At 67.2% G+C, this 26123-nt stretch carries 25 protein-coding genes and 2 tRNA genes; 15 read left to right on the top strand and 12 right to left on the bottom strand.

The features are described 5' to 3' along the window. Nucleotides 1–104 precede the first annotated feature (104 nt). The 3 genes from C8261_RS15905 to C8261_RS17370 all read right to left on the bottom strand — a co-directional run bounded on the left by C8261_RS15905 (nucleotide 105) and on the right by C8261_RS17370 (nucleotide 1363). Nucleotides 105–443, bottom strand: a complete 339-nt coding sequence (locus C8261_RS15905; protein ID WP_107494714.1) for a reverse transcriptase N-terminal domain-containing protein — start codon at nucleotides 441–443, stop codon at nucleotides 105–107. Nucleotides 444–460: 17 nt separating this feature from the next. Next, nucleotides 461–535: transfer RNA gene (locus C8261_RS15900), tRNA-Gly, on the bottom strand. A gap of 723 nt (nucleotides 536–1258) precedes the next feature. Further along, a tRNA-Gly gene (locus tag C8261_RS17370) sits at nucleotides 1259–1363 on the bottom strand. Between the two features lie 114 nt (nucleotides 1364–1477). Between C8261_RS17370 and thiS the strand changes: the two genes are divergently transcribed. From thiS to sppA, 4 genes are read left to right on the top strand one after another with little or no spacing between them, the layout of a single operon-like run. Further along, the gene (gene thiS, locus C8261_RS15895; protein WP_107494720.1) at nucleotides 1478–1681 is read left to right on the top strand and encodes a sulfur carrier protein ThiS; all 204 of its coding nucleotides are present in this window, start codon (nucleotides 1478–1480) and stop codon (nucleotides 1679–1681) included. Nucleotides 1682–1739: 58 nt separating this feature from the next. After that, entirely contained in the window at nucleotides 1740–2525 is a 786-nt protein-coding gene (locus C8261_RS15890; protein ID WP_107494713.1) for a thiazole synthase, read from the top strand. A gap of 2 nt (nucleotides 2526–2527) precedes the next feature. Then, on the top strand, nucleotides 2528–3259 hold the full coding sequence (gene trmB / locus C8261_RS15885; RefSeq protein WP_107494712.1) for a tRNA (guanosine(46)-N7)-methyltransferase TrmB: 732 nt from the start codon (nucleotides 2528–2530) through the stop codon (nucleotides 3257–3259). Between the two features lie 48 nt (nucleotides 3260–3307). Continuing rightward, entirely contained in the window at nucleotides 3308–5170 is a 1863-nt protein-coding gene (gene sppA, locus C8261_RS15880; RefSeq protein ID WP_107494711.1) for a signal peptide peptidase SppA, read from the top strand. 17 nt (nucleotides 5171–5187) lie between these two features. Here the strand turns inward: sppA and C8261_RS15875 are convergent, their stop codons facing one another. After that, the gene (locus C8261_RS15875; RefSeq protein ID WP_107494710.1) at nucleotides 5188–5415 is read right to left on the bottom strand and encodes a DUF1127 domain-containing protein; all 228 of its coding nucleotides are present in this window, start codon (nucleotides 5413–5415) and stop codon (nucleotides 5188–5190) included. A 164-nt stretch (nucleotides 5416–5579) separates the two neighbouring features. Between C8261_RS15875 and C8261_RS15870 the strand changes: the two genes are divergently transcribed. After that, nucleotides 5580–6497, top strand: coding sequence for a LysR family transcriptional regulator (locus C8261_RS15870; RefSeq protein WP_107494709.1), 918 nt, complete (start codon nucleotides 5580–5582; stop codon nucleotides 6495–6497). Here C8261_RS15870 and hemW read toward each other — a convergent pair. From hemW to C8261_RS15845, 5 genes are read right to left on the bottom strand one after another with little or no spacing between them, the layout of a single operon-like run. Further along, nucleotides 6494–7723 carry a radical SAM family heme chaperone HemW gene (hemW, locus tag C8261_RS15865; protein ID WP_107494708.1) on the bottom strand — a complete coding sequence of 410 codons (1230 nt, stop codon included), beginning with the start codon at nucleotides 7721–7723 and terminating at the stop codon, nucleotides 6494–6496. The two genes, C8261_RS15870 and hemW, sit on opposite strands and share 4 nt — an antisense overlap. Beyond that, on the bottom strand, nucleotides 7720–8316 hold the full coding sequence (rdgB, locus tag C8261_RS15860) for an RdgB/HAM1 family non-canonical purine NTP pyrophosphatase (RefSeq protein WP_107494707.1): 597 nt from the start codon (nucleotides 8314–8316) through the stop codon (nucleotides 7720–7722). Before rdgB ends, hemW begins: the two co-directional genes overlap by 4 nt. Continuing rightward, nucleotides 8313–9038 carry a ribonuclease PH gene (rph, locus tag C8261_RS15855; RefSeq protein WP_107494706.1) on the bottom strand — a complete coding sequence of 242 codons (726 nt, stop codon included), beginning with the start codon at nucleotides 9036–9038 and terminating at the stop codon, nucleotides 8313–8315. The genes rdgB and rph overlap by 4 nt, the downstream gene beginning before the upstream one ends. A 7-nt stretch (nucleotides 9039–9045) precedes the next feature. Next, nucleotides 9046–9966 (bottom strand): PP2C family protein-serine/threonine phosphatase, encoded by a 921-nt coding sequence (locus C8261_RS15850; RefSeq protein ID WP_107494705.1) that lies wholly within the window; start codon nucleotides 9964–9966, stop codon nucleotides 9046–9048. Nucleotides 9967–9976: 10 nt separating this feature from the next. Then, nucleotides 9977–10924 carry a serine/threonine protein kinase gene (locus C8261_RS15845; RefSeq protein WP_107494704.1) on the bottom strand — a complete coding sequence of 316 codons (948 nt, stop codon included), beginning with the start codon at nucleotides 10922–10924 and terminating at the stop codon, nucleotides 9977–9979. Between the two features lie 90 nt (nucleotides 10925–11014). Between C8261_RS15845 and C8261_RS15840 the strand changes: the two genes are divergently transcribed. From C8261_RS15840 to C8261_RS15830, 3 genes are all read left to right on the top strand, one after another. Continuing rightward, complete coding sequence (locus tag C8261_RS15840; protein ID WP_107494703.1) at nucleotides 11015–11881, top strand: YicC/YloC family endoribonuclease; 867 nt, start codon at nucleotides 11015–11017, stop codon at nucleotides 11879–11881. Nucleotides 11882–12025: 144 nt separating this feature from the next. Further along, entirely contained in the window at nucleotides 12026–12499 is a 474-nt protein-coding gene (locus C8261_RS15835) for a YbjN domain-containing protein (protein ID WP_107494702.1), read from the top strand. A 126-nt stretch (nucleotides 12500–12625) separates the two neighbouring features. Next, complete coding sequence (locus C8261_RS15830; protein WP_107494701.1) at nucleotides 12626–13096, top strand: YbjN domain-containing protein; 471 nt, start codon at nucleotides 12626–12628, stop codon at nucleotides 13094–13096. A gap of 63 nt (nucleotides 13097–13159) precedes the next feature. On the opposite strand, the gene C8261_RS15825 is transcribed toward C8261_RS15830, so the two are convergent. Beyond that, the gene (locus C8261_RS15825; RefSeq protein ID WP_107494719.1) at nucleotides 13160–13525 is read right to left on the bottom strand and encodes a PilZ domain-containing protein; all 366 of its coding nucleotides are present in this window, start codon (nucleotides 13523–13525) and stop codon (nucleotides 13160–13162) included. Between the two features lie 270 nt (nucleotides 13526–13795). Here C8261_RS15825 and C8261_RS15820 point away from each other — a divergent pair, with 270 nt between their 5' ends. The 5 genes from C8261_RS15820 to C8261_RS15800 all read left to right on the top strand — a co-directional run bounded on the left by C8261_RS15820 (nucleotide 13796) and on the right by C8261_RS15800 (nucleotide 21251). Then, on the top strand, nucleotides 13796–15946 hold the full coding sequence (locus C8261_RS15820) for a type I secretion system permease/ATPase (protein WP_107494700.1): 2151 nt from the start codon (nucleotides 13796–13798) through the stop codon (nucleotides 15944–15946). Further along, nucleotides 15946–17352 carry an HlyD family type I secretion periplasmic adaptor subunit gene (locus C8261_RS15815; RefSeq protein ID WP_107494699.1) on the top strand — a complete coding sequence of 469 codons (1407 nt, stop codon included), beginning with the start codon at nucleotides 15946–15948 and terminating at the stop codon, nucleotides 17350–17352. The genes C8261_RS15820 and C8261_RS15815 overlap by 1 nt, the downstream gene beginning before the upstream one ends. Next, on the top strand, nucleotides 17349–17942 hold the full coding sequence (locus tag C8261_RS15810; protein WP_107494698.1) for a response regulator transcription factor: 594 nt from the start codon (nucleotides 17349–17351) through the stop codon (nucleotides 17940–17942). The genes C8261_RS15815 and C8261_RS15810 overlap by 4 nt, the downstream gene beginning before the upstream one ends. A 150-nt stretch (nucleotides 17943–18092) precedes the next feature. Further along, a complete protein-coding gene (locus C8261_RS15805; protein WP_107494697.1) occupies nucleotides 18093–20879 on the top strand; it encodes a retention module-containing protein in 2787 nt (928 codons plus the stop codon). Between the two features lie 48 nt (nucleotides 20880–20927). Beyond that, nucleotides 20928–21251, top strand: a complete 324-nt coding sequence (locus C8261_RS15800) for a hypothetical protein (protein ID WP_107494696.1) — start codon at nucleotides 20928–20930, stop codon at nucleotides 21249–21251. A gap of 61 nt (nucleotides 21252–21312) precedes the next feature. Here the strand turns inward: C8261_RS15800 and C8261_RS15795 are convergent, their stop codons facing one another. Then, nucleotides 21313–23220, bottom strand: a complete 1908-nt coding sequence (locus tag C8261_RS15795; RefSeq protein ID WP_107494695.1) for an EAL domain-containing protein — start codon at nucleotides 23218–23220, stop codon at nucleotides 21313–21315. 40 nt (nucleotides 23221–23260) lie between these two features. Then, nucleotides 23261–23953 (bottom strand): transglutaminase-like cysteine peptidase, encoded by a 693-nt coding sequence (locus tag C8261_RS15790; protein ID WP_107494694.1) that lies wholly within the window; start codon nucleotides 23951–23953, stop codon nucleotides 23261–23263. Nucleotides 23954–24130: 177 nt separating this feature from the next. On the opposite strand from C8261_RS15790, the gene C8261_RS15785 reads away from it, so the two are divergent. Next, nucleotides 24131–25558 carry a TolC family outer membrane protein gene (locus C8261_RS15785; RefSeq protein WP_107494693.1) on the top strand — a complete coding sequence of 476 codons (1428 nt, stop codon included), beginning with the start codon at nucleotides 24131–24133 and terminating at the stop codon, nucleotides 25556–25558. 94 nt (nucleotides 25559–25652) lie between these two features. Continuing rightward, a complete protein-coding gene (locus tag C8261_RS15780; protein ID WP_107494692.1) occupies nucleotides 25653–25952 on the top strand; it encodes a PilZ domain-containing protein in 300 nt (99 codons plus the stop codon). The last annotated feature ends 171 nt before the right edge of the window (nucleotides 25953–26123 follow it).

The raw sequence follows: 26123 nt of genomic DNA, 5'->3' as shown, positions 1-26123 counted from the left end.
CGGTCACCCAAATTGGAAGAGTAGACGCGTTTGTTGGAGGGTTTACAAGCACTTCCTGTAAGTCGTTGAAGGTCAACGACTATTTCAGCGGGCGCGCCGAAGGTTCAGAGATGTGTATAACGAGATGGTCTGTACCCCGTGTTGCTGAGGCATGTGGCCGCCGCCCACTTCGCTTCTGGAGTGTCCCAGGTTTCGTTATCCACCCCGGGAGTTTTCTGACCACGGTTTTCCGTGACTCTTCTCACGGCCAGCACTTTCGCGCTGGTGGAGTTCGTCAGGAGCCGTTGCAGGGTGCGCACCTTCCGCCATGCACCTGCTTTTACTGCCTTCGCAATCCTGATCTGTAGCCTCGCAACAACATGATTGACCTTGGCCCAGTCGGTGCTGTGCCAAGAGTTCCACGTTGTGAAGGCGACATCACAGTCTTTAGGAACTGCGTCCATATCAACCTCCGGTTGATTGGAGCGGGCGAAGGGAGTCGAACCCTCGTCATCAGCTTGGGAAGCTGAGGTAATAGCCGTTATACGACGCCCGCTCTGTCCCGGAAGGGATAGACGCACTTGTCCCCAGACAGGGATAGTACATCATCCCCGCCGGGTGCGATTTTACAAACCTATCTCGCGATAGGTCACCAGATGGAAGTCTGCACGCTTTCGCGTCGGGGCGATCGTTTCATCCCCTATCTCCGCCATTACAGCAGAGCATTCGCTTTTTCCATCATCCTCTACCCACTACGGCATCAGTTGATCTTACGACCGCCCTTGTCTGGCTTGACCGGCCAGACGCCGCGTTGGGCTTACCTCGTTCCGTACAAGTAACAGAGTTGGGAAGGTCCTGCTTTTTCGCCGGTGATGCTATGTCAGCGTATCCGCACCAAGCAAGCGGATAACCGATCACTTGCCATTTTGGCAGAGCCCGATACTGCAAGTTGCCTTTGGCTCAATCAGCTTGACGACGTTTAACAGCAGTTCACTTACGTTGACCATCCAACTCAGCCTAGCGCCTCATCCGGGTGCAACTCCCGAAATCACGCCAGACCCCTCACGGGGCATGACGTACCCCGTAAGGTGGCTACATTGTCAGAGCGCTCAGCACCCCACCGTTACCAGTGGCGCACCGCTCCTAGACTACCGGGGGCTGAACCCCGGGTTCTGTCACCCCCTTTCGAGGGGCAGAACCATTACTCATACGGCCTTCGCCGTTTCGTGCCTTGCGGCACTTTTTGAAAGGCTGAGTTCCTGTGCACCCACCGCAATGGTGGTGATCCCGCAATGGGATCGCGTGGCACAGAGGCTACAGCTAGCCTTCGACTCGGCTCGAGTCGCACGCTTGGGAAGCTGCCGTTCTACCATTGAACTACACCCGCCCGGCGGTCGCGGAAGACCGCAAGCGAGCCGGCATTCTAAAGGAGGGCGCTGGGGTGCGCAATTGGCGCCGTGGTAAGATCGGCCCCCTGCCAATTGCCGCAATCGCGCTCATGATCCAGCTCTACATCAACGGCCGCAGCGAGACCGTGGACGACGCCCTGACGGTGGCGGGGCTGTTGCAGCAGCGCGGTCTGGCGGGCAAGCGTCTGGCCGTCGAGCGCAATGGCGAGATCGTCCCGCGTGCGCGTCACGCCGACACGGTGCTCGCCGATGGCGACCGGCTGGAGATCGTCGTCGCCGTCGGCGGCGGTTGAATTGCGGCGCGCCCTGCGCGGGCGGACCGTTCCCCTTTTCCTACATGACAGGTCCAACATGAACGATGCGCTGGTGATTGCAGGCAAGTCCTATGCTTCGCGCTTGCTGGTCGGTACCGGCAAGTACCGCGATTTTGCCGAAACCCGTGCGGCGATCGATGCCAGCGGTGCGGAAATCGTCACCGTGGCGATCCGCCGTACCAACATCGGCCAGAATCCGGACGAGCCCAACCTGCTCGACGTGCTGCCGCCGGGGCGCTTCACCATCCTGCCCAACACCGCGGGCTGCTACAGCGCCGACGATGCGGTGCGCACGCTGCGCCTGGCGCGCGAACTGCTGGACGGCCATGCGCTGGTCAAGCTGGAGGTGCTGGGCGATCCGCAGACGCTGTTCCCCAACATGCCGGAAACCCTGAAGGCTGCCGAAACCTTGGTGAAGGATGGTTTCGAGGTCATGGTGTACTGCTCGGACGACCCCATCCAGGCGAAGATGCTGGAAGAGATCGGCTGCGTCGCGGTGATGCCGCTGGCCTCGCTGATCGGCTCCGGCATGGGCATCCTCAATCCGTGGAACCTGCGCCTGATCATCGATAACGCCAAGGTGCCGGTGATCGTCGATGCCGGGGTGGGCACCGCCTCCGATGCGGCCATCGCCATGGAGCTGGGCTGCGACGGCGTGCTGATGAACACCGCCATCGCCGCCGCCCGCGAGCCGGTGCGGATGGCCGGCGCGATGAAGAAGGCGGTCGAAGCCGGGCGCGAGGCCTTCCTCGCCGGGCGCATGCCGCGCAAGCTGTACTCGGCCGATCCGAGCTCGCCCACTGCCGGCCTGATCGGATCCTGAGCATGGGCGCAGGCATCGAAGATCGCGCCTTTCCCGCCGGCGAGGCGGAGGAGGAGCATCGTTTCTCGCGCCGCTCCATCCGCAGTTTCGTGCTGCGCCAGGGGCGCATGTCGGAGGCCCAGCAGCGCTATCTCGACACCGTGCTGCCGCGCGTCGGCATCGCCTATCGCGAGGCGGCGCTGGATCTCGACGCTGCCTTCGGGCGCAGCGCGCCGAAGATCGTCGAGATCGGCTTCGGCATGGGCGAGACCACTGCGCGCATCGCCGCCGCGCATCCGGAGCAGGACTACCTCGGCATCGAGGTGCACACCCCCGGCGTCGGCGCGCTGTGCAAGCTGATCGACGAACAGGGCCTGAGCAATCTGCGCATCATCCAGCACGATGCCGTCGAGGTGCTGCGCGACATGATCCCGGACGCTGCGCTGGCCGGCGTGCATGTGTTCTTCCCCGATCCCTGGCGCAAGAAGCGCCACCACAAGCGCCGCATCATCCAGCCCGATTTCGTCGCCCTGATCGCGTCCAGGCTGGCTCCCGGCGGCTATCTGCACTGCGCCACCGACTGGGAGGATTACGCGCATTGGATGCTTGAGGTACTCTGTGGCGAAAGCATGCTGGAAAACACCGCCGCCGGTTTCGCGCCGCGCCCGGACTACCGTCCGCTGACCAAGTTCGAGAACCGCGGCCTGCGCCTCGGGCACGGGGTCTGGGATCTGGTCTTCCGTCGCAAGGGCTGAGCCCCGCCGGCAGCGGGGTCGAACGGTGCCATCCAAGGAACGCAAGTCATGATCGGACGATTCTTCGCCTTCTTCGGCAGGATGCTGGTGGCCATGTGGCGCTGGCTGGACGCCGTGCGTCGCACCCTGTTCAACCTCGCCTTCCTGTTCCTCATCGGCGTCTTCATCGCCGTGCTGTGGCGCCCCGGGCCGCAGATACCCGACGGTGCGGCGCTGCTGCTGCGCCCTTCCGGGGTGCTCGTCGAGCAGGCCTCCTTCGAGGATCCGCTGGCGATGCTGCGCGGTACCAGCAGCGCGCCGGGGCAGGCGCCGCTCGCCGATCTCCTCGAAGCGCTGCGCAGCGCCCGTGACGACGAACGCATCCGTGTCGTGGTGGTGGAGACCGACCGCCTGCAGGGCGGCGGCCTGTCCAAGCTCGCCGAACTGCGCACCGCGCTCGCCGAAGTCCGTGCCGCCGGCAAGACCGTGCTGGTGCGCGGCGAGCGCTTTACCCAGGCGCAGTACTACCTCGCCTCGGTTGCCGACGAGATCCATCTTGCTCCCGACGGCTTCCTGCTGCTGCGCGGTCTGGCGCGCTACACGACCTATTTCGGCGAAGCCCTGGAGCGCCTCGGCATCAAGGTGCATGTGTTCCGCGTCGGCGAATACAAATCCTTCAGCGAACCCTTCACCCGCCGCGACATGTCAGAGGAAGACCGCAGCGCCACGCGCGATCTGCTCGACGGCCTGTGGGGGGCTTTCCGCGAACAGGTGGCAGAGGCGCGGGGCATTGCCGTGGATGACCTCGACCGCTACGTCGAACACTACGGTGCCGCCCTGCGCGCCGCCGATGGCGATGCCGCCCAGGCGGCCCTCGATGCCGGGCTGGTCGACCGCCTGAGCACGCGCGACCAGTGGCGCGCCCTGCTCGCCGAGCGTGTCGGCAGTGCCGGCGTGCAGGCAGCGGATGCTCTGGAAGAGGATGGCGGCGAGGTCGAACCCTTCCGCCACACCGGTGTCGGCACCTACCTGCAGGTGGTGCGCGGCGAGCGTGCGCGCAGCGGCGACCAGATCGCCGTGCTGGTGGCCCAGGGGGCGATCATGGACGGCGAGCAGCCTCCCGGTGCGGTGGGCGGTGACACCCTTGCCCGCCTCATCCGCGAGGCCCGCGAGGACAGCCGGGTGAAGGCCCTGGTGCTGCGCATCGACAGCCCGGGCGGCAGCGCCTGGGCCTCGGAGGTGGTGCGGCGCGAACTGCAGATTACCCGTGAGGCCGGCAAGCCGGTGGTCGCCTCGATGAGCTCGGTGGCCGCTTCCGGCGGCTACTGGATCGCCGCCGGCGCCGACGAGATCTGGGCACATCCGCTCAGCCTGACCGGCTCCATCGGCATCTTCGCGATGTTCCCGGAGTTCTCTCAGCCGCTCGAACGTCTCGGCATGCACGTCGATGGTGTTGCCACCGGCCCGCTGGCCGGGGCTCTCGACCCTCGCCGCGCCCTCGATCCGGCGGCTGCCGAGGCCATGCAGATCGGCATCGAGCACGGCTACCGGCGCTTTCTCGATACCGTCGGCAACGCCCGCGGCCTGAGCCGCGCAGAGGTCGATGCGGTGGCGCGCGGGCGGGTGTGGACTGGGCAGGCGGCGGCCGACCTCGGTCTCGTCGATGAACTTGGCGGCCTGCACGCCGCCATCGACGCCGCCGCCCGCCGTGCCGGCGTGGACAACTACACCCTGAGCTGGCCGGCAGCACGCCTGCCACCCCTGCAGCGCCTGCTGAGCAGCATCGGTGCCCGTGCCGGCGCCGGGTTGCCGGCTGCGCAGGGTTCGGCAGTCGGCCTGCTGCTCGGCGAGCTCGAACGCAACGCTGCTGCGCTGCTGCAGTGGAACGACCGCGACCACCTCTACGCTCACTGCCTGTGCGAGGCGCCCTGAGAGGGGGGCGGCACCCCTCAGCGCCGCCAGAAGGGCTTGCGGGCCTCGGCTTCGGCGGCGGCGCGGCTGATGCCGGTGTCGCGCAGCAGGCGGTCGTCGAGTTCGCGCAGTTCGCGGCGCTGGCGGTGGCGCGCCTGCCAGGTGGCAAGGGTGGCGGCAATGCGCCGCAGGAGGCCGGGTGCGGCCGCAGCGGCTGAGCTGCGGGCGGGGCGTGGGCGGGCAGCGAGGCGCAGGCTGTGGTCCATGAGGGCTCTCCTTGATCGGTGTCGATACCAGCTTGGCGTTATTGCCTTGTCCTGACCAATCGTTTATTCGGAAGCCGGGCTTCGGAAAATGCGATGGCGTTGTGCGGCGCAATGGGGTTTACTGAAAGCCCCAGTCAAGTACATGTGCATCGGGATCCGCGATCATGGAGCTCTACCACCTGCGCACCTTTGTCGCCGTCGCCGAGGAGGGCAATCTCACCCGCGCCTCGGAGCGCCTGTTCACCAGCCAGCCGGCGGTCAGCGCGCACATCAAGGCGCTCGAGGAAGCGCTTGGCGTGGCGCTCTTCGACCGCACGCCGAAGGGCATGCGGCTCACTTCCATCGGTGAGGACCTGCTCCCGCGCGCGCGCCATACCCTCGCCGCCGCCGGTGCCTTCGTCGAGCATGCGCGCAGCCTGAGCGGAGAGATCGCCGGCAGCGTGCGCATCGGCCTCAACAGCGATGCGCGCTTCCTGCGCGTGGCGGCGCTGCAGACCGGGCTGGCGGCGCGCCACCCGCATCTCGACGTATCCATGCTGGGCGGCTCCACCGGCCTCAACCTGCCGGCGCTGCGCGCGGGCAGGCTCGATGCCAGCTTCATCTCCGGCGAGCGCGACGATTCCGACCTCGTCCTCCACCGCCTCTGCGACGAGCACCTCGTGGTGGCCGCGCCGCGCGCCAAGCGGCTGCGCGCCAGTGGCCTGGAGATGAGCGCGCTGGCGCGCCTGCCGTGGATCTTCACGTCACCGGAGTGTGCCTACTACAAGGCTATGCAGGGCATCTTCCAGGCACACGGCTGCGAGCCTTTGCGTACCCTGATGGCCGACCAGGAGGATGCCGTGCTGGAGCTGGTGCGTGCCGGTGCGGGGCTGGGCATCGTGCGCGCCGGACTGATCGATGGTGACAATGACCGTGCCTGCGAGCTGCCCGTCGCCGTACCCCCGGTGCCGCTGCAGTTCGCCTATCTGCGCGCGCGCGCCGGTGATGCGGTGATCGGCGCGCTGGTCGCGGTGCTGCGCGAGGTGTGGGGGCTCGACGGCGCAGCGGCGCCGGTGCCGGCGATCCGCGTGGTTGCGGGTTAGCTGTCGGGCAGGAAGCGCTGCAGCAGGTCGTTGAGGAAGCGCTGGCCGCGGGCCGTGGGGCGCAGGGTGGCGGGATCGGCGTCCAGCAGGCCGGCGCTGCGGGCGGTCGCGAGCGCCTCGCCGATCGCCGCCAGCGGCAGGCCGGTGCGGGCGGTGAACAGCGCCGCTGGTACGCCGTCGCAGAGGCGCAGGGCGTTCATCATGAATTCGAACGGCAGGTCGGCGGCGCCGACGGTGTGGCGCAGATGCACGAAGTCGCCCCGTGCTGCGGCGGCGAGGTAGTGCTCGGGGTGCTTGTGACGCATCTCGCGGACGATGCCCTGATGGCTGGAGAGCTTGCCGTGGGCGCCGGGGCCGATGCCGAGGTAGTCGCCGAAGGTCCAGTAGTTGAGGTTGTGACGGCACTGCTGGGCGGTGCGCGCGAAGGCCGAGGTCTCGTAGTGGGTGAAACCGGCGGCGGCCAGTTCAGCCTCGATGGCGTCCTGCATGTCGGCGGCCACCTCGTCGTCGGGCAGTGCCGGCGGTTCGTGGGCGAAGGGTGTGTTGGGCTCGAGGGTGAGGTGATAGCACGACAGATGACCGGCGCCGCTGGCAATTGCGGTGCGCAGGTCGACGAGGGCGTGTGCCATGTCCTGCCCGGGTAGCGCGTACATCAGGTCGATGTTGACGCGGTCGAAGGTGGCCAGCGCCAGATCGACCGCTGCGCGTGCCTCGTCACCGCCGTGGATGCGACCGATGGCAGCGAGGAAGCGGTCATTGAAGCTCTGGATGCCGAGCGACAGGCGGTTCACTCCGGCTGCACGGTAGTCGCGGAAGCGTGCAGCCTCCACCGTGCCGGGATTGGCTTCGAGGGTGATCTCGGCGAGCGGGTCGAGCGGCAGCAAGGTGCGCAGCAGGGTCAGCAGGCGGTCCAGCCCCGCTGCGGAGAGCAGGCTGGGGGTGCCGCCGCCGAGGAAGACGCTGTGCACGCGGCGACCCCACACCTGCGGCAGGGCGGCCTGCAGGTCGGCTTCGAGGGCGTCGAGATAGGCGGCCTCCGGCGGCGCGGCGGCGCGCGCGGTGTGTGAGTTGAAGTCGCAGTACGGGCATTTGCGCACGCACCACGGGTAATGCACGTACACCGCCAGCGGGGGCGGCGCTGGCGGGTGGGGTGTGGCCGTGGGGGGCGGGTGGGGCGCTGCGGGGGGGCTGGCAGGGGTAAGCGGAATGATGCGGCGCGTACTCACAGCGGGCGGGCGTGGAGGCGTTCGAGCAAGTGGCGCATGGCGGCGCCACGGTGGCTGAGGGTGTTCTTCAGTGCGGCATCGAGCTCGGCAGCGGTCTGTTCCAGCTCCGGCACCCAGAACAGCGGGTCGTAGCCGAAACCGCCTTCGCCGCGCGCGGCGGTGAGGATCTCGCCGTGCCATTCGCCGTCGGCGATCAGCGGCTGGGGGTCGTCGGCGCTGCGCACCAGCGCCACCACGGAGACGAAGTGGGCGCGGCGGTCGGCGACGCCCGCCAGACGTTCGAGCAGCAGGGCGTTGTTGCGGGCGTCTGACTTCGGCTCGCCGGCGTAGCGCGCTGAATGCACGCCGGGGGCACCGCCGAGCGCGGCGACGCACAGCCCTGAGTCGTCGGCGATGGCCGGCAGGCCGGTGGCCGCGGCGGCGTGGCGGGCCTTGGTCAGCGCGTTCTCGACGAAGGTGGGATGGGGCTCCTCGGCCTCGCTCACCCCCAGTTCGCCCTGCGCAATCACCTGCAGGCCGAGCGGGGCGAGCAGGGCCTGCAGTTCGGCGGCCTTCTTGGCATTGTTGCTGGCGAGGACGAGTCGGGTGCTCATGAGCGGTTTCCGGCGAGAGCGGCTTTCTGGAGGGCGACCAGGCGGGCGATACCCTGCTCGGCGAGGCCGAGCAGGCTGTCGAGTTCGGCGCGGCTGAAGGGCTGGCCTTCGGCGGTGCCCTGCACTTCGACAAAGCCGCCGGCGCCGGTCATCACCACGTTCATGTCGGTGTCGCAGTCCGAATCTTCATCGTAGTCCAGATCCAGCACCGGGGTGCCACGATACACGCCCACCGACACCGCCGCGACGAAGTCGCGCAGCGGGCTGGTCTTGAGCCTGCCGGCGGCGACCAGGCCGTCCAGCGCATCGTGCAGGGCCACGCAGGCGCCGGTGATGGCCGCGGTGCGGGTGCCGCCGTCGGCCTGCAGGACGTCGCAGTCGACGGTGATCTGGCGTTCGCCGAGCGCGCCGAGATCCATCACCGCGCGCAGGCTGCGGCCGATCAGGCGCTGGATTTCCTGGGTGCGCCCGCTCTGCTTGCCCTTGGCGGCCTCGCGTGCGCTGCGGGTGTGGGTGGCGCGCGGCAGCATGCCGTACTCGGCGGTCACCCAGCCCTTGCCCTTGCCGCGCAGGAAGGGTGGCACGCTCTCTTCCACGCTGGCGGTGCACAGTACCCGGGTGTGGCCGAATTCGACCAGTACCGAACCTTCGGCGTGGCGGGTGTAGCCGCGGGTGATGCGGATGCTGCGGAGTTCGTCGGGCTGGCGCTGGCTGGGTCGCATGAGGGGCCTATTTGCTGAATTTCTGGATTGCCGAGTTGATCTCGGCGATGGCGCGCTCGATTTCGTCGTCGGTGAGTTCGAGGGTGCTCGGCGTGCTGCTGTGGCTTTCGCCGAAGGTGTCGAGCTTGGTGGTGAAGTCGGACAGCGCCATGGTCTGGGTGGATACCGAGTCAGGTTCGCCGACGGACTTCTCGTCATGCCAGCACACCGCGATCAGCGAGAGGTTGTCGCAGGTCGGGCCGCCGCGTTCCTCGGCACGGTCCATCATCACCGGCACCGCGTCCATGACGTTGCGTCCGCGCAGGCCTTCGAGCACGCCGTCGTCGGTGAGCGGTCCCCACAGGCCGTCGCTGCACAGCGCGAGGATGTCGCCGTCGCGCAGGTTGATGCGCTTGGAGAACTCCACCTGCGGCGGATGGTTGCCACCCAGACAGGAATAGATGCGGTTGCGCCCGGGGTGGTGGGCCGCCCCTTCGGCGTCGATCAGGCCCTGGTCCATCATCAACTGCACCCGCGAATGGTCACGGGTCTGCGCGACGATGCGGTTGCCGCGCAGCAGGTAGAGGCGCGAATCGCCGGCATGGGCCCAGTGGGCCTGGCCTTCCTGGATCACGCAGGCGACCACCGTGGTGCGCGGCGCCTCGGGAAGGTCCTTGTCGAAGGCGTAGTCGAGGATGGCGTTGTGGGCGTTGCTCAGTGCGCGCGAGAGGAACATCGACGGGTCCTGCAGCAGCGGCTGGGCCTCGCGCTGGAAGGCGTGGGTGATGAACTGCACGGCGATCTGCGCGGCGATCTCGCCGTGCAGGTGCCCGCCCATGCCGTCGGCGAGCACCAGCAGCAGGGCGTCGCGCGAGTAGCAGTGGGCGATGCGGTCCTGGTTGGTCTTGCGCCGGCCGATGCGGCTTTCCTGGTAGATGGTGAACTTCAATGGCTGTACCTCATGAACGGCCGATGAAGGACTTGAGCTTGCTGCCCAGGTCTGCGAACCAGCCTGCCGGCATGGCTTCACCGGCTTCCTTGCGCATCAGTGCCTTCTGCAGGGCGTAGACGCTCTGCGGACGCTCCAGCGGATCGAGCTTCAGGCACCAGTCTATGGTTTCCAGCAGTTGTGCGGAGTAGCGGCCGGCGTGGGTCTTGCTCGCCGGCTGGTGGGTATCCTTCTTGACGCGCTCGTCGGAGCGTGGCGGGGCGGTGCCTTCGATGCAGGCGTAGAGCGTGGCGCCGACGCTGTAGATGTCGCTCCACGGCCCCAGCGCATCGCGGTCGCCGAACTGCTCGGGGGAGGCGAAGCCGGGGGTGTACATGGGTTTGAGCATCGGCTGGTCGCTCATCAGCGTCTGCCGCGCGGCGCCGAAGTCGAGCAGCACCGGGGTGCCGTCGTTGCGCAGGTAGATGTTGGAGGGCTTGATGTCCAGATGCAGCAGCTTGTGCGCGTGCACCTCGCGCAGGCCGTTGAGCATGCGGGTGAACACACCGCGGATGAAACGTTCGCTGACCTGGCCGCGGTGGCGGTGAATGTAGTCGTGCAGCGTGCGTCCGCGCTCGAACTGCATGACCATGTAGACCGTCGAGTTGGCGCGGAAGAAGTTCATCACCCGCACGACGTTGGGGTGCATGAGCTTGGCCAGCGAGCGCCCTTCCTCGAAGAAGCACTTCATGCCGTAGCGGAAGGCCGGCATGTTCTCGTCCGGCACCTGCGGTTCGAGCTCGCCTTCCTTGCGCAGGGCGAGCGAATTGGGCAGGTACTCCTTGATCGCCACCGGCGTACCATCCTCGTCATAGGCGAGGTATACGATGGAGAAGCCGCCCAGCGACAGTTGCCGCTCGATGCGGTACTGATCGAGCTGAAAACCCGAAGGCAGGGGGGCGTTGGCTTGAGGCGGCATCGGGCGGAGGGCTAAGATTCGCGCTTCGTTGCATTGTGTGATGCGGGACCCGCAGTGTAAACGATCCCGACACATCCCGGAGATCTACCCATGATTCATAGCATGACCGGTTTTGCGGTGCATACCCGCGAGCTCGGGCCGGTGAGCCTGCACCTGGAGCTGCGCAGCGTCAATTCGCGCTACCTCGACCTGGCCTTTCGGATTACCGACGAACTGCGCCAGGCGGAGCCCGCGCTGCGCGAGTTGCTGAGCGCGCGCCTGGGCCGCGGCAAGGTCGAATGCCGTCTCAATCTCCACGGCAGCGATGCCGCGGCGCGCAGCCTGGCACTCAATGCCGGCCTGCTGGCGCAGTTGCAGGAGGCCGAGCGCACGGTGCGCGAGCGCCTGCCCGCCGCCGCACCGCTGTCGGTCGGTGAGGTGCTGCGCTGGCCGGGGATGCTTGCCGACGACAGCCCGGCCTTCGAGCAGATGCAGCCGCTGATCGTCGAACTCGCCCGTGCGGTGATCGATGACCTGCTGGCGACCCGCCGGCGCGAGGGCGACAAGCTTGCCGCGACGATCAGCGAGCGCACGGCGCGCATGCGCGCGCTGGTCGCCGAGGTGGCGCCGCGCATTCCCGCCATCGTCGTCGAGCACCAGGACAGGCTCGCCACCCGCCTGCGCGACGCCGCCGCCAGCCTCGACGAGGACCGCATCCGCCAGGAGGTGGCGCTGTTCGCCCAGCGCATCGATGTCGCCGAGGAGGTCTCGCGCCTGTCCACCCATCTCGACGAGGTTGATCGCATCCTCAAGGCCGGTGGCGCTGCCGGCAAGCGCCTCGATTTCCTGATGCAGGAGCTCAACCGCGAGGCCAATACCCTGGCCTCAAAGTCTGCCGCCACCGACGTTTCCGGCGTGGCGATGGAGATGAAGGTGCTCATCGAGCAGATGCGCGAGCAGGTGCAGAACATCGAATGATTACGGCGGCTTGACTGGCACGGAACGTGCCCTGCGTCACGGAGAGGGGCGGGGTGGCATGGGATACTTGGCGGGTGCCCTGTCGGCGCCCGTTTCGGTGCTGCGGGCATGTCTCCAAGACTTGAATCAGAAAAGGGAGGATGCATGACTTTGAAGATCGCAGTACTTGCCACCGTCCTTGCTGGCATGAGCGTGCCGGTGTTGGCCAGCAACCTGATCGACGCCACTGATCCAGAGCGCGTTCTGAACGTTGCCCGGGGCTTCGGCAGTGCCGACCTCGGCACCAGCCCCAGTACCAGCAATCCGCGCATCAGTGGCCGTATCGAAGGTACGCGCTACTACATCTTCTTCTACGGCTGCACGAACAATCGCAACTGCTCCGACATCCAGTTCCGCGCCACCTGGAGCGCGCCCGGGAAGTATTCGCTGGCGGACATGAACACTTGGAACCGCAGCAAGCGCTACGGCAAGGCCTATCTGGACAGCGACAACGACCCGGTGCTGGAGATGCCGGTCAACATCAAGCACGGCGTTGCGCAGCGTAATCTCGAGGATTCCTTCAACTGGTGGAAAGTGGCCTTGCGCGGCTTCAAGAAGGATGTGCTGCAGATCGACTGAGCTGCGCCCGGCTCGCGGGCTTCGGTGATGACGCCCGCTTGCGCGTATAGGCTTTAGTGCAGCAGAATCTCGCCGCACACGCATTTTTGCAGTGTGTCGGGATAACAATAATTCAAGGAGTTTTTCATGAGCCTGAGAGTTTTTGCGGTTGCCGCTGCCGCGCTGTTCGCAACTGCGCCGGTAATGGCCAATGACCTTATCGATGCCACCGACCCGGCGCGCATCCTCAACATTGCCCGTGGTTTCGGCAGTGCCGACCTGGAAAAGGACTCCCAGGGCGATCCCAAGATCACCGGGCGCATCGAAGGCACGCGCTACACGATCTTCTTCTACGGCTGCACCAACAACACTGACTGTGACGACATCCAGTTCTATGCCGCCTGGAACGGCAACAACAAGTTCACCCAGGCGCAGATGAACGAATGGAACCGCACCAAGCGTTACGGCAAGGCCTATCTCGACCGTGACAACGATCCGGTGCTGGAGATGGTCGTCAACATCGACTACGGCGTCAGCCGTCGCAACATCGAAGACTCCTTCAACTGGTGGAAGGTCGCCCTGCGCGGCTTCAAGAAGGACGTGCTCGGCGAGAACTGATCGCCGCCCTGCTGCACGCGCCGCAACCGACGCCCGTCGTGCCAACCGGCACGGCGGGCGTTGTCATTCCGCGATGAGGGCGGAGAACTCGCGGTGGAGGAGGTCGGCGTCGCCGAGGTTGAGCTCCAGCAGGCGGCGCAGGTGGGTGATGCTGTCGAGGTCGATCTCGCGGCAGACCATGCCGAGGTGGGCATTCTCGGTGTGGGCGACCTCGCCCTCCATGCGCACCACGGCGTCGCCTTCGCCAAGCTGCAGGCTGAGCCGGCAGGGTGTGCCCGGCGGCGCGGCGAGTGGGCTGGCGGTGGCGAGCAGGGCTCCCTTGAGGGAGAGGTCGAGCACTTCGCAGGCGCTGTCGCGGCCCTGCACGGTGAGGCTGGCGCCACTGTGGAAGCGGATGCGCGAGAACTGCCTGCGCTGGGTGTCGGTCATGGTGGTCTCCTCGGGCGATGCCGCCAGGATGGTCATTGTGAAAGCTGCCCGCCGGCACCGCAAGTGAAGCTGTGCGCAGTGATGCCGGCGCAGCGTTGCGGCGCTGCGATGACGCCCAGTGTGTGAAAATCCGCAAGCTGAGGCGTCTTTGGCTTGGCGTCGGCTGCCGCCCTTGGCCACAATGGGTCCTTTGCATCCGCATTGCCTGCAGTCTGGCGCGGAGGCGTCGATGACGGAGGGCGAGCGGGCAAGGTGGCGGAATCTGCAAACATGGTCGGTGACGAGGGCGAAGCGGCGCAAGGCGGCGCTGTCGATGCGCTGCTCGAATGCCTGCTGCTGGTCGCGCGTGCCCACGGTCGCACGCTGACCCGTGATGCCGCTCTGGCCGGTCTGCCGGTGGGGCGCGCCGGGCTGCGTCCGGCCCTCTTCGCCCGTGCCGCACAGCGCGCGGGAATGAGCAGCCGGGTGGTGCAAACGCCCCTGCCGGCGATCAACGCAGCCCTGCTGCCGGCCATCCTGCTGCTTGCCGATGACAGCGCCTGCGTGCTGCTTGCCAGCGACGCCGTGCGGCGCACGGCGACGGTGATCTTCCCCGAACTCGGCGAGTCTGCCGTAGAGCTGCCGTGGGAGGCGCTCGGCGCACGCTACGGCGGCCACGTCATCTACCTGCGGCCGCAGTTCCGTTTCGATGCGCGTGCCCCCGAGGTGCGCCCGGCGCGCGCGCAGCACTGGTTCTGGGGGGTGATCGCCGACAACCGCGCGCTCTATCGCGACGTGCTGCTCGCCGCCTTGCTGATCAACGTCTTCGCGCTGGCGATGCCGCTGTTCGTGATGAACGTGTATGACCGTGTGGTTCCCAACAATGCCGTCGAGACCCTCTGGGTGCTCGCTGCCGGGGTGCTGCTGGTGCTGGTCGGCGACCTCGTCCTGCGCACCATGCGGGGTTACTTCGTCGATCTGGCCGGCAGCCGTGTCGATGTGCGCTTGTCGGCGACCATCATGGAGCGGGTGCTGGGCCTGCGCATGGAGGAACGCCCGCAGTCGGCGGGTTCCTTTGCCGCCAACCTGCGCGCCTTCGAGTCGGTGCGCGACTTCATCAGCTCGGCCACGGTGATCGCCTTCATCGACGTGCCCTTCGCGCTGCTCTTCCTCATCGTCATCGCCTGGATCGCGTGGCCGCTGGTGCTGCCCTTCGTCGTCGGCGTGGCCTTGCTGCTGCTGTACGCCTTTGCCGTGCAGGGGCGCATGCATGCGCTGACCGAAACCACCTACCGTGCCGGGGCGCAGCGCAACGCCACGCTGGTGGAGGGGCTGGTGGGGCTGGAAACGGTCAAGGCGCTGGGCGCGGAAGGGCCGCTGCAGCGCAAGTGGGAGGCCAGTGCGGCCTTGCTGGCGCGCATTGGCGCGCAGTTGCGCCTGCTCTCGGCAAGCGTCACCAACGGCGCGATGTGGGTGCAGCACACGGTGAGCGTGGTGGTCATCGTCATCGGCGTGTATCTGATCGGTGAAGGCGCGCTCAGCATGGGCGGGCTGATTGCCTGCTACCTGCTGTCCTCGCGTGCGATGGCGCCGATCTCGCAGGTTGCCGGGCTGCTGGTGCAGTACCACAACGCGGCCACTGCGCTGGCCTCGCTCGATGCGTTGATGAACCAGGAAGTGGAGCGCCCGGCGCAGGCCAGCTTCGTCAGCCGCCAGGGCCTGCGCGGCGCCGTCGAGTTCCGCGAGGTCGGCTTCAGCTACCCGGGGCAGAGCGTGACGGCGCTGCGCAAGGTCTCGTTGCGCATCCAGCCCGGCGAGCGGGTGGCCATCCTCGGGCGTGTGGGTTCGGGCAAAAGCACGCTGGAGAAGCTCATCCTCGGCCTCTACCGCCCCAGCGAAGGTGCAGTGCTGGTCGATGGCGTCGACCTGCGCCAGCTCGACCCCGCCGAGCTGCGCCGCAATATCGGCTACGTCGCCCAGGACCCGACCCTGTTCTTCGGCACCCTGCGCGAGAACATCACCATCGCCGCGCCGCTGGCCGACGATGCGGCGCTGCTGCGTGCGGCCGAGACCGCCGGCATCCTCGATTACGTCAACAGTCATCCGCAGGGTTTCGACATGCTCATCGGCGAGCGCGGCGACTCGCTCTCCGGCGGCCAGCGTCAGAGCGTGGCGATTGCGCGTGCGCTGATCAACGATCCGCCCATCCTGCTGCTCGACGAGCCGACCTCGTCGATGGACCATTCCAGCGAGGAGGATTTCAAGCGCCGCCTGGGCGTCTTCGCGCGCGGCAAGACGCTGATCGTGGTCACCCATCGCACCTCGCTGCTCGAACTGGTGGACCGCATCGTCGTCATTGACGGCGGCCAGGTGGTCGCCGACGGACCCAAGGCGCAGGTTGTGGACGCCTTGCGCCAGGGCCGCATCGGGAGGGCCGGCTGATGACGAAGTCCTCCGGGCGCTCCCTCTTCGACGGTATCGGGCGGGCTTCGGCGCGCTTTTCCGGTGGCCCGTTGCAGTCCGTGCTTGAACGCTTGCTGCCGGCGCCGGCGGAAAACCTCGACTGGGCCGGCGATGCCGACTGGGCCCGCCTGCAGCAGGAGCCCCTGCGGGCGCGCTGGCTGTTGCGCGCCGGGGCTGTGGTCGTCGTCCTGCTGGTAGTTTGGGCGGCGTTCGCCGAGGTGGACGAGGTCACCCGTGGCGAAGGGCGGGTCATCCCCTCCTCGCAACTGCAGATCGTGCAGTCCGTCGACGGCGGCGTGGTGGAGGAGTTGCTGGTTCGCGAGGGCCAGGAGGTGGCGGCCGGCGAACTGCTGCTGCGCGTGGATCCGACCCGTTTCGTCTCCTCGCTGCGCGAGAATCACGCCCAGTATCTAGCCTTGCAGGCGAAGGCGGCACGCCTGAGTGCGCTCACCCAGGGCACGGCCTTGAGCTTTCCCGCCGGGGTCGAGAGCGAAGCGCCCGAGATCGCCGCCCACGAACGCCGCCTGTACGAATCCAGCCGCGAGAGCATGGCGGCGCAGTTGTCCATCGCCCGCGAGCAACTGGCGCAACGCCAGCAGGAACTCAACGAAGCGCGCTCGCGCCGCGAACAGGCAGCGCGTGGGCTCGAGCTGACCACCCAGGAGCTCGACGTCACCCGGCCGCTGATCAGTTCCGGCGCGGTCTCGGAGGTCGACCTGCTGCGCCTCGAGCGCGATGTTGCCCGCCTGCGTGGCGAGCGTGACCAGGCCGGTGCGCAGATCTCCCGCGTGCAGGCGGCGATTGCCGAGGCTTCGCGCAAGATCGAAGAGGTTGAGCTCAATGTGCGCAACCAGCTGCGCAACGAACTCTCCGACACCATGGCCCGTCTCAGCAGCCTCTCCGAGGGCAGCCGCGGGCTTGCCGACCGCGTCAAGCACGCCGAAGTCCGCTCTCCCGTGCGCGGCACCGTCTCGCGCCTGCTGGTCAACACCGTTGGCGCGGTGGTGCAGCCGGGGCGCGAAGTGGTGGAGATCGTCCCCCTCGACGACGCCCTCATCCTCGAAGCCCGCGTGCTGCCCAAGGACATCGCCTTCCTGCGTCCCGGGCAGGAGGCCATGGTCAAGTTCACCGCCTACGACTTCGCCATCTACGGCGGCCTGCAGGCCAGGGTCGAACACATCGGCGCCGACACCGTCACCGACGACAAGGACAACGCCTTCTACGTGGTGCGCGTGCGCACCGTGGAAAGCTCGCTGGGCGAGGCGCTGCCGATCATCCCCGGGATGGTCGCGCAGGTCGACATCCTCACCGGCAAGAAGACCGTCCTCTCCTATCTGCTCAAGCCCGTCCTGCGCGCCAAGGGCAACGCACTGACCGAAAGATGAGCCGACACTACTTCATCGCCCCCATCGGCACCGCGCCGGCACGCTGGCACGCCGCCTTCCCCGACGCCGAGGTGCTGACCGGTGCCGATGCCGGGACGGCCTACGATGCCGCCGATACCGTCTGGCTCAGCGCCACCCTGGAGGACTGGCCCGCGCGCCTGCGCAGCCTGCTCGCCGCCGGCGTGCGGGCAGTGGTGGTGCTGTCCTGGCAGCCGCAGCAGCACGAGGCCCTGCAGGCCCTCGACGGGGGTGCGCGGGGCTATTGCCACGCCCTCGCCGCGCCCGAGCAGCTCCGCGAGGTGGCCGTGGTGGTCCATCATGGCGGCCTGTGGATCGGTGCCGATCTCATGTCCAGGGTCATCGCCGCGGTCAGTCGCGTGCTGCCCGCAACCGCGCCTGCCAGCACGCTCGACACCCTTTCACCGCGCGAGCAGGAAGTCGCCCGCGCCGTCGCCCAGGGGCACAGCAACAAGGAAATCGCCCGCCAGCTCGGCATTACCGAGCGTACCGTGAAGGCCCACCTCGGCACCGTCTTCGAGAAGCTCGGCGTGCGCGACCGCCTGCAACTGGCCCTGCGCGTCGGCCGCTGAGCCCGTGGGCGTGGCCGACTGGGCGGAATTGTTAATTTCGTCACAGCCTGTCCACTGGTCCAATAGTTCCCCCTTGCGTGTCCCGCTAAGGTTCCGTCAGTACGGAAAGGACGGCAGTGTCGCCGTCGCCAGGAATCCAGGAGAACCCGCATGGCCGCCAGTCAAGCAATCGCCACCGTCGTCGCCGTCACCGGACACGCCCTTGCCCGTGACGCTGCAGGCAACACCCGCAGCCTGAAACCCGGAGATGTCCTCCTGGAGGGCGAGACGGTCATCACCTCCGCCGGTGGCCGGGTCGAACTGGCCACCCTCGACGGCGCCTTGCTCGGCATTGGTGAGAATCAGAGCGTCGCCATGAATGGCGAACTGTCGGCCGCCACCCGCGCCCACGCCACCGAAGCGCAGATTGCCGATGGCAGCGTCGAGCAGATCCTGCAGGCCCTCGAACAGGGCGCCAACCTCGACGACGTGCTGGAAGCCCCCGCCGCAGGCCTGAGCGGTGGCGATGGCGGTGACGGCAGCAGTTTCGTGCGCCTGCTGCGGGTCAGTGAAGGGGTTGATCCGCTGGCTTTCGAATTTCAGCCGGCTGTTACCGGCAATCTCGAGTTCACCCTGCCTGGGACCGCCGAGGATGTCACTGCGGGAGGGGGGGCTGCTCCCCTCAGTCCGCCGCCCGCGCCTTCGCCCGTCATCACCCACGTCGGCAATGCTGCTGGGAATGTGGACGGAGTGACCGTCACCGAGGGTCAGCCCGCGGTGTTTACCGTGACGCTTTCTCATGCAAGTGCTGTCGCGGAGATCTTTACGCTGGCGCTTGCAGATGTCACTGCCACTGGCGGAGGGGTGGATTACGTCAGTGCGCTGTCCAATGCGAGCTTCAGCAATGGCGTTACCTACGACGCAGTCAGTGGCACGATCACGGTCCCCGCGGGGGTGAGTGCATTCACCGTTACGGTGCTGACGGTCGACGACCCCCTGGTTGAGCATACCGAGAGCTTCAGCCTCACCGTCGGTGGCGTGACCGGCACCGGCCAGATTCTGGACAACGACAAGCCGGGCATCATCACCGTGGAACCGGGTGGTCCGGGCGTGGGCGACGATGCGGTGGTCGAAGGCAACGACCTGGTCTATACGGTGACCCTGTCGGAAGCCACGACCCAAGCGAGCACCTACGACTACAGCGTCGGTGGCACGGCCACGGACGGCGCCGACTACGGCGTGCCGGTGTTCAGCGACGGCGTGACCTACGACCCGGTGACGGGGACGATCACGGTACCGGCGGGTGTATCGAGCTTCACGGTGACCTACCCGACGATCGACGACACGGACGTCGAGCCGACCGAGACCTTGCTGATCACCATTGACGGCGTGACCGGCACCGGCCAGATTCTGGACAACGATCTGACCGATGCCAGCGAAGTTGCCAGCGTTGCTGAAGACACCCTGCTTGAGGGTAACCTGCTCGACAACGCGCAGACAGGAGGGGCAACGCTTACGGTGGTCGACTTCACTGTTGACGGCGGTACGCACGCAGCAGGTCAGAGCGTGGTGCTTGCCGGTGTCGGCACCCTGAGCATCGAAGCCAATGGCGATTACAGCTTCATGCCCGCAAGGGATTACAGCGGCCCGGTGCCTCAGGTGACGTATACGGTGAGCAACGGGATGAACACCGACACGTCAACGCTCGACATTACCGTAACCCCGGTGGCTGATCTGCCCAGCGTGATGATCAATCTGCTTTCTACTGGCCAGGTTGTGCATGCGGTCGATGCTTCGAATGCGCTGAGCCCTTCCGGGATGACCATTGCCGCCTACAAGGATGGTGGTGCAGGCACGGTCAGCATCAGGAGCTCAGGAACCCCTACAGGCTTCGGCGTGGCAGGGAGTGCCTCGAATGGTGCAGGGGAGGAGATAGGTAACGGCGAGTCGCTGCGTGTCGAGCTTGACCGTCCTGCCGAGTCGGTAAGCTTCCAGCTTGCCTGGCTGGCCAACGCTGAGTATGCCAAGTACACCGTTCATTACACCGACGGAACGAGCGATGTGGTGATCATGAACGGCGACAGCGCCCTTGGTGGCCGCGACCGCGTTGGTGATCCGATTGTCCGCACCGCCCCGGCAGGCAAGCTGATTGAGGCGGTGGTGTTCTCGACCCCCTCGGGCACGGATCCTCATGTCAGTAATGTGAATGACTACCTTGTCCATAGTTTTTCCTATACCAGTGCGGTGCAGTACGCCCTGGAACTGCAGGTCGAACCCACCGACGTCCAGTATTCGGAAGAGGTGGTTGCCGTTGTGGTCAGTGCCCCGCTGGGCGCGATCCTCTCCACAGGTACGCACGATGGCGCCGGAAACTGGACCTTGCCGCTGGTGAGTGATGGCAGCTACACCGTGAGCATCGATCCGGTTACCAAGGCGGTGACCATCGATGGCATCGTGCTCAGCGTGCCGACGGGGGTTTCCGTTGCCACCGGCGTCTCGGTCACCGCCACGGTGGTGGATGGCGGCGACACTGCCAGTGGCACTGCCAACCTCGTGCTGGGGAGCAGTGGTGCTGACGAGTTGCTGAGCACCTCGGGCAACGACATCTTCTACGGCGGTCTGGGCGCCGACGTGTTCAAGTGGAACTTGGGCGATCAGGGCAGTGTTGCCTCGCCGGCGGTCGATGTGGTGAAGGACTTCAGCCTTGCCGATGGCGATGCCCTCAACCTGCGCGATCTGCTGGTTGGCGAAAATCACGGCAACCTGGACGATTACCTCAGCTTCTCCTACGACAGCGGCAGCAACACGACCGTGCTGGAGGTGAAGAGCCAGGGCGCCGCCATGTCCGGTGCCGATCAGGTGATCAGGCTGGAGGGGGTGAATCTGCTCGACGGCTTTGCCGACAGCCATCAGCTGGTCCAGAACCTGCTCGCCACCGGCAAGCTGATCACCGATTGAGCATGTGCCCCCCTGAAGGCAGAATGAGGTTTTGCGCGAGGAGGGGGCATGCCATTCGTCAAGCGTGATGCGGCCGGCGTGATCGTTGCCGTGAGCAGTGTCGGTGACGACATGCATGCCGAGCATGTGGAGGTGGACGACGCCGGCTTGCGGGTCTTTCTCGAAGGCCTGGGGCCGGCGCCGCAGCTGGCCGCTTCCGACCTGCCGCTGGTGCGGGTGCTGGAGGATGTCGTCGATCTGCTGGTCGAGCGTGCGGTGATCCGTTTCACCGATCTGCCCGCAGCGGCGCAGGACAAGCTCAGCGCGCGCCGCAGCGCGCGTGCCGAACTGCGTCAGTTGAACCTGCTCGATGACGACGACGGCCTGATCTGAGCTGTACCAGGCTTATCCCCGTTCCGGGCCCTGCCCTTGCCGGGCAGGGCGCTATCCATGATCACTCCGCCACCCGGATCCCCGGCCCGGTAAAGCCGTCCAGTCCCAGTTCCGCCAGCGTGCGCCGCTCTGCGGCGTTGCATACGCCTTCGGCGATCACCGTCAGGCCGATGGCGTGGGCGACCACGCAAAGACCGCGGACGAAGTTCTGGTTGCCGCCGTCCTGGTCGATGTCGCGCACCATTGAAGCGTCGAGCTTGAGGTAGTCCAGCCCCAGTTCATGGAGGTCGCCGATGCGGCTGAAGCCGCGGCCGACGTGTTCGATGCCCAGCCGGCAGCCGAGCGGACGCAGTGCCACGCAAAGGGCGCGGAATTCGGCCAGGTTGCGCAGTACGCCATGCTCCGGCAGTTCGATCCACAGTTGTCGCGCTGCGGCGGGCTGCCCCTGCAGGGTGGCGAAGAGCTCGCTGCGGAAGGCCGCGTCGCGCAGCGAATCCACCGACAGATTGATCCCCAGCGCCTCTCCCGTTGAAGCGATGCGCGCCAGCGCGGCGCGTACCACGGCAGCGTCGAGGCGGCTGGTCAGCCCCAGGCGCGCGGCCCAGGGCATGAAGTAGCCGGCGTTCTGCCAGCCGCCGTCGAGGCGCAGGCGCATCGGCGCCTCGTGGTGCAGCAGGGCGCCGGCGGCGTTCAGTGCGGGATACAGCGCCAGACTGACGCCGTCATCGCGCAGGGCCTCTTCCAGGCTGCTGCGCCACTCGGCGAGGTCGGCATGGGCGGGGGCAGCATCGTCGTTGATCTGCACGGCGCGGTCGCCGGCCTGCTCGGCGCCGGCCAGGGCGCCGTCGGCGCGCGCCAGCACCTGCGCGCGCGCCTCGCCGTTGCGATAGCGCGTGGCGCCCATCGGCAGGCGCAGCAGGGCGCAGTCGTGCCAGCGTTCGGCGAGGGCGTCGAGCGCGGCGCGCAGCGGTGCGACCACTGCGGCAGTGGCGCTGCTGCCGCAGGCCAGCAGGGCAAAGTCGCTGCCGTTGAGGCGGGCGCCCTCCCAGTCGGGCTGGGCGTCGATGTGGGCCTGCAGCAGCGCGGCCAGCTCACACAGCAGGGCGTCGGTGCGCGGCCGGCCGAGGGCAAGGTTGAGCGCGGCAAGTTCACCCACGCGCACGATGACCAGAGTGCCGGTAGCGGCAGCATCGTCGCGGCTGAGTGCGGCATCGAGCTGATTGAGGAACTGGCGGCGGCCGAGCAGCCCGGTGAGTTCGTCATGCTGACTCTGGCGGCGCAGCTGTTCGAGGCGCTGCGACTCTTCGGCGAGCATGCCGCGCACGCGTGCGGAGAGGGTGTTCATTGCCCGCACCACACTGCGGAACTCGGTGGTCGAGGGTTCGTCGGTGGTCACGAAACGGCGTCCGCCGATGGCTTCGGCCTGCGCCACCACCCTGCCCAGCGGGCGGGTGATGTGGCGCAGCAGCACGGTGCCGAGCACGCCGGTGAGCACCGCCGCGCCAAGAAACCAGCCCAGCAGCTGCAGGGTGGCGCGCCACAGCGACTCATAGGCGTAGCGGCTGTGGCTTTCCAGTGTCAGCGTGCCGTACTGGTTCCAGCCATCCTGCACCTGGGCCACGCCGGCGGCGGCGCTCACCGGCACCAGTGCGGCGAACCACTCCGGGGCACCGAGCGCGCCACCGCCGTTGGCGCGCTCGACGATCACTGCTCCGGCTGGATCGGTGAGGCGGATCATGCGGTAGTGGCCGGCGTCGAACTGGGCGGCGATCAGCAGTTCGACGGTTACCGGGTCCTTGGACATCTGCGACAGTGACAGCGCCAGCGAGGTGGCGTTGTCCACGTTCTTGACGTAGAGCTGCTGGGCCAGATAGTGGCGGGCCCCGAGCGTGCTGACCAGCAGGCTGCCGCCGAAGGCCAGCGACATCACCAGGGCGATGGCGATCCACAGTTGCTTGATCAGGGACATGGCGGACGGACTCCGGGAGGCGGTTTGCGGGAAGCGGGGTTCATTGCAGGCCTTCGTTGCGCATGCGTTCGAGCACGTCGCGCCAGCGCGACAGGCGTGCGGTGGGGTCAGCCGAGGACGCCGCGGCGCCGCCGACCCACAGGCCCGCGCTGTTGAAGCTGAACACCGGGAAGAGGTCGGCGCGACGCGACGCGGGGCGGATCTCGCCGATCAGGTTGTCGAGGATCAACGGTTCCGCCTCGGCGCTGGCGTAATACCCCAGCACCATGTGGGCCTGGCTGATGCGGCTGGTCGGCCCGCCGATCTGCGCGCGCACGTAGATCAGCCGCAGGCGTTCGGCGCTGATGCCGAGTTGGCGCAGGCTGACGTACTTGGCGATGGCGAAATCCTCGCAGTCGCCGGCGCCACGGCCGAGGCTCTCCAGTGGCGTTGCCCAGTAGTCGGCCTCGCCCCAGATGGGGAGATCGTCGTCGAAGCGCAGGCGGCGGTTGAAGAACTCATTGACCCGGCGCAGCTGTTCGGCCTCGTCGGCATCTGCAGTGTCGGCGAGCATCCGCTGCCAGGCCTGCACCGCGTTGACGCCGCTGCTGCCGTAACGCGACTGGGCCAGGCTCAGCAGGCGATCAAAGTCCGGCGCCGCCAGGGCAAGGCCGGCCGCCACCACGGCCAGCCCGACCCAGCAGCGGCGGCAGGCGGCGAGGGCGCGGCGGCGAAGGTCCGGATGGCGGGGCATGGCGTCCCAGGTGGTGAATATCTGTCAATTATCCGCGATTGAGTGCCAGAGGCCGGGGTGAATTAACGAATTGCATCGAATAGTTGGCATTCTCAATGGATCGCCTGGCCTATCATCGCCACTACCCAGAACGGGCGCCTGCCCGCTCTGCCAACAGTCCATGACAGGCCGTACACCATGAAGATGTTCCGCAAGCTGGTTCATGTAGCGATACTTGCCGCCCTTGCCCCCGTCGTCCACGCCCAGGCTCCCGAGCCCCTGCGTGAAGCCGCGCGCGCCGCGGTGACCGCCAACCCGGAGGTGCAGGCGCGCTGGCACGCCTTCCGTGCTGCCGAGGCCGAACAGGACGTTGCCCGCGGCGGTTACCGTCCGCAGCTCGACTTCACCGCCTCCAGCGGGCGCGAACGCATTTCCCGCCCCGGTCTGGGCAGTGACAGCTTCAATCACCAGAACGCCACGCTGTCGCTAAACCAGATGGTGTACGACGGCTTCTTCACCCGTTCCGAGGTCTCCCGCCTCGGCCACGCCCGCCTGGCGCGCTACTTCGAACTCGTCGATGCTGCCGAGGGCACCGTGCTGGAGGCCGTGCGCGCCTACGCCGACGTGCTGCGCTACCGCGAGCTGCTGCAACTGGCCAAGGACAACTACGTCCAGCACCGCCAGGTCCATGACCAGATCGCCGAGCGCGCCGCAGCTGGCGTGGCGCGCCGGGTGGACCTCGAACAGGCCACCGGCCGCCTTGCGCTGGCTGAATCCAACCTGCTCACCGAACTGTCCAACCTCCATGACGTCAGTGCGCGCTACCAGCGCATCGTCGGCGCCCAGCCGCCGGAGGCGCTGCCTGCGCCCGGAGGCGACTTGGCGGCACTGCCGGGGAGCGCCCAGGAAGCGCTTGCCGAGGCTTTCCGCAACAGCCCATCCTTGCTCGCCGCGCAGGAGAACGTCCGCTCGGGGCAGGCCGAGGTCGATGCCCGGCGTGCCGCTCACCACCCCCGCGTCGATCTGCGCGCCCGCCAGGCCGTGGACCGCAACCTCAGCAACGTCAGCGGCACCACCCGCGAGGGTGTGGTCGAAGTGGTGCTGAGCTACAACCTCTACCGCGGCGGTGCCGACAATGCCCGCCTGCGCCAGGCCGCGGAGCAGCTCAATCAGGCCCGCGACCTGCGCGAGAAGGCCTGCCGCGATCTGCGCCAGACCCTCGCCATCGCCCACAACGACGTGCGCCGCCTGCAGGAGCAACTGGTCTATCTGGATCAGCACCAGCTCTCCACCGAGAAGGCCCGCCAGGCCTATCGCGACCAGTTCGACATCGGCCAGCGCACCCTGCTCGACCTGCTCGATACCGAGAACGAATACTTCCAGGCCCGCCGTGCCTACGTCAGCGCCGTCCACGACCGCTACATCGCCCAGGCGCGCACGCTCGCCGGCATGGGGCAACTGATGAGTACCCTGCAGGTGGCCCGTGAGGACCTTCCCGACGCCGCAGCGCTGGGTCACGCGGATGGGGTGGAGATGGCCGCGCTGTGCGCCGCCGAGGCGCCGTCGATGACGGAGATCGACAAGGAGGCGCTGTTTGCCGAGGTGATGCGCGAATCGCGACGCTGATCGCAGGGGAGCCGAAAAACACGACTTTGGTGATGTGTCGGGGGGCTCCCGGGGCTACAATCCGGGAGTCGTCATCGAGCATCGGACTTCCGCCATGAATGATCGTGCCGCGCCCCCAGAACGTCGCCTCGACCGCCGCATCCCGCTCGGGTGCACGGCCCTCATCCATCTGCCCTCGGGTGACACGGTCAGTGCCGAGTGCATCGAACTGAGCATCAGCGGCATGACCCTGCACGCCGATTATGTCCCCGGTGAATCGGAGGTGCTCAAGGTGTCGGTGGTGTCGCCAAGCGGTGCCGCCCCGCTGGTCACCCGGCTGGCGGTCAAGCGCTGCCACAGCGTTTCCCCCGGGCGCTACGAGATCGGTGGCGCCATCGTCAAGGTAGTCGAGTAGCGCAGCCTGCCGTCAGGGCGGAGGGAACGTGGTCCTCCCTGATTGTGCCGAGCGAGCGAAGCAAATCCCGCCGCGGGTGTGGCAAAGCAGGCGCAGGAAACGGATACTCCGTTCGCCTTGAGCCTGTCGAAGGGCGTTTTTCGGTAGTGCCTCGGAGCGGGCTTCGACAGG

The organism is Pseudothauera lacus (assembly GCF_003034845.1).
GTDB lineage: Bacteria > Pseudomonadota > Gammaproteobacteria > Burkholderiales > Rhodocyclaceae > Pseudothauera > Pseudothauera lacus.
This window is presented reverse-complemented; position numbering and strand designations above follow the sequence as displayed.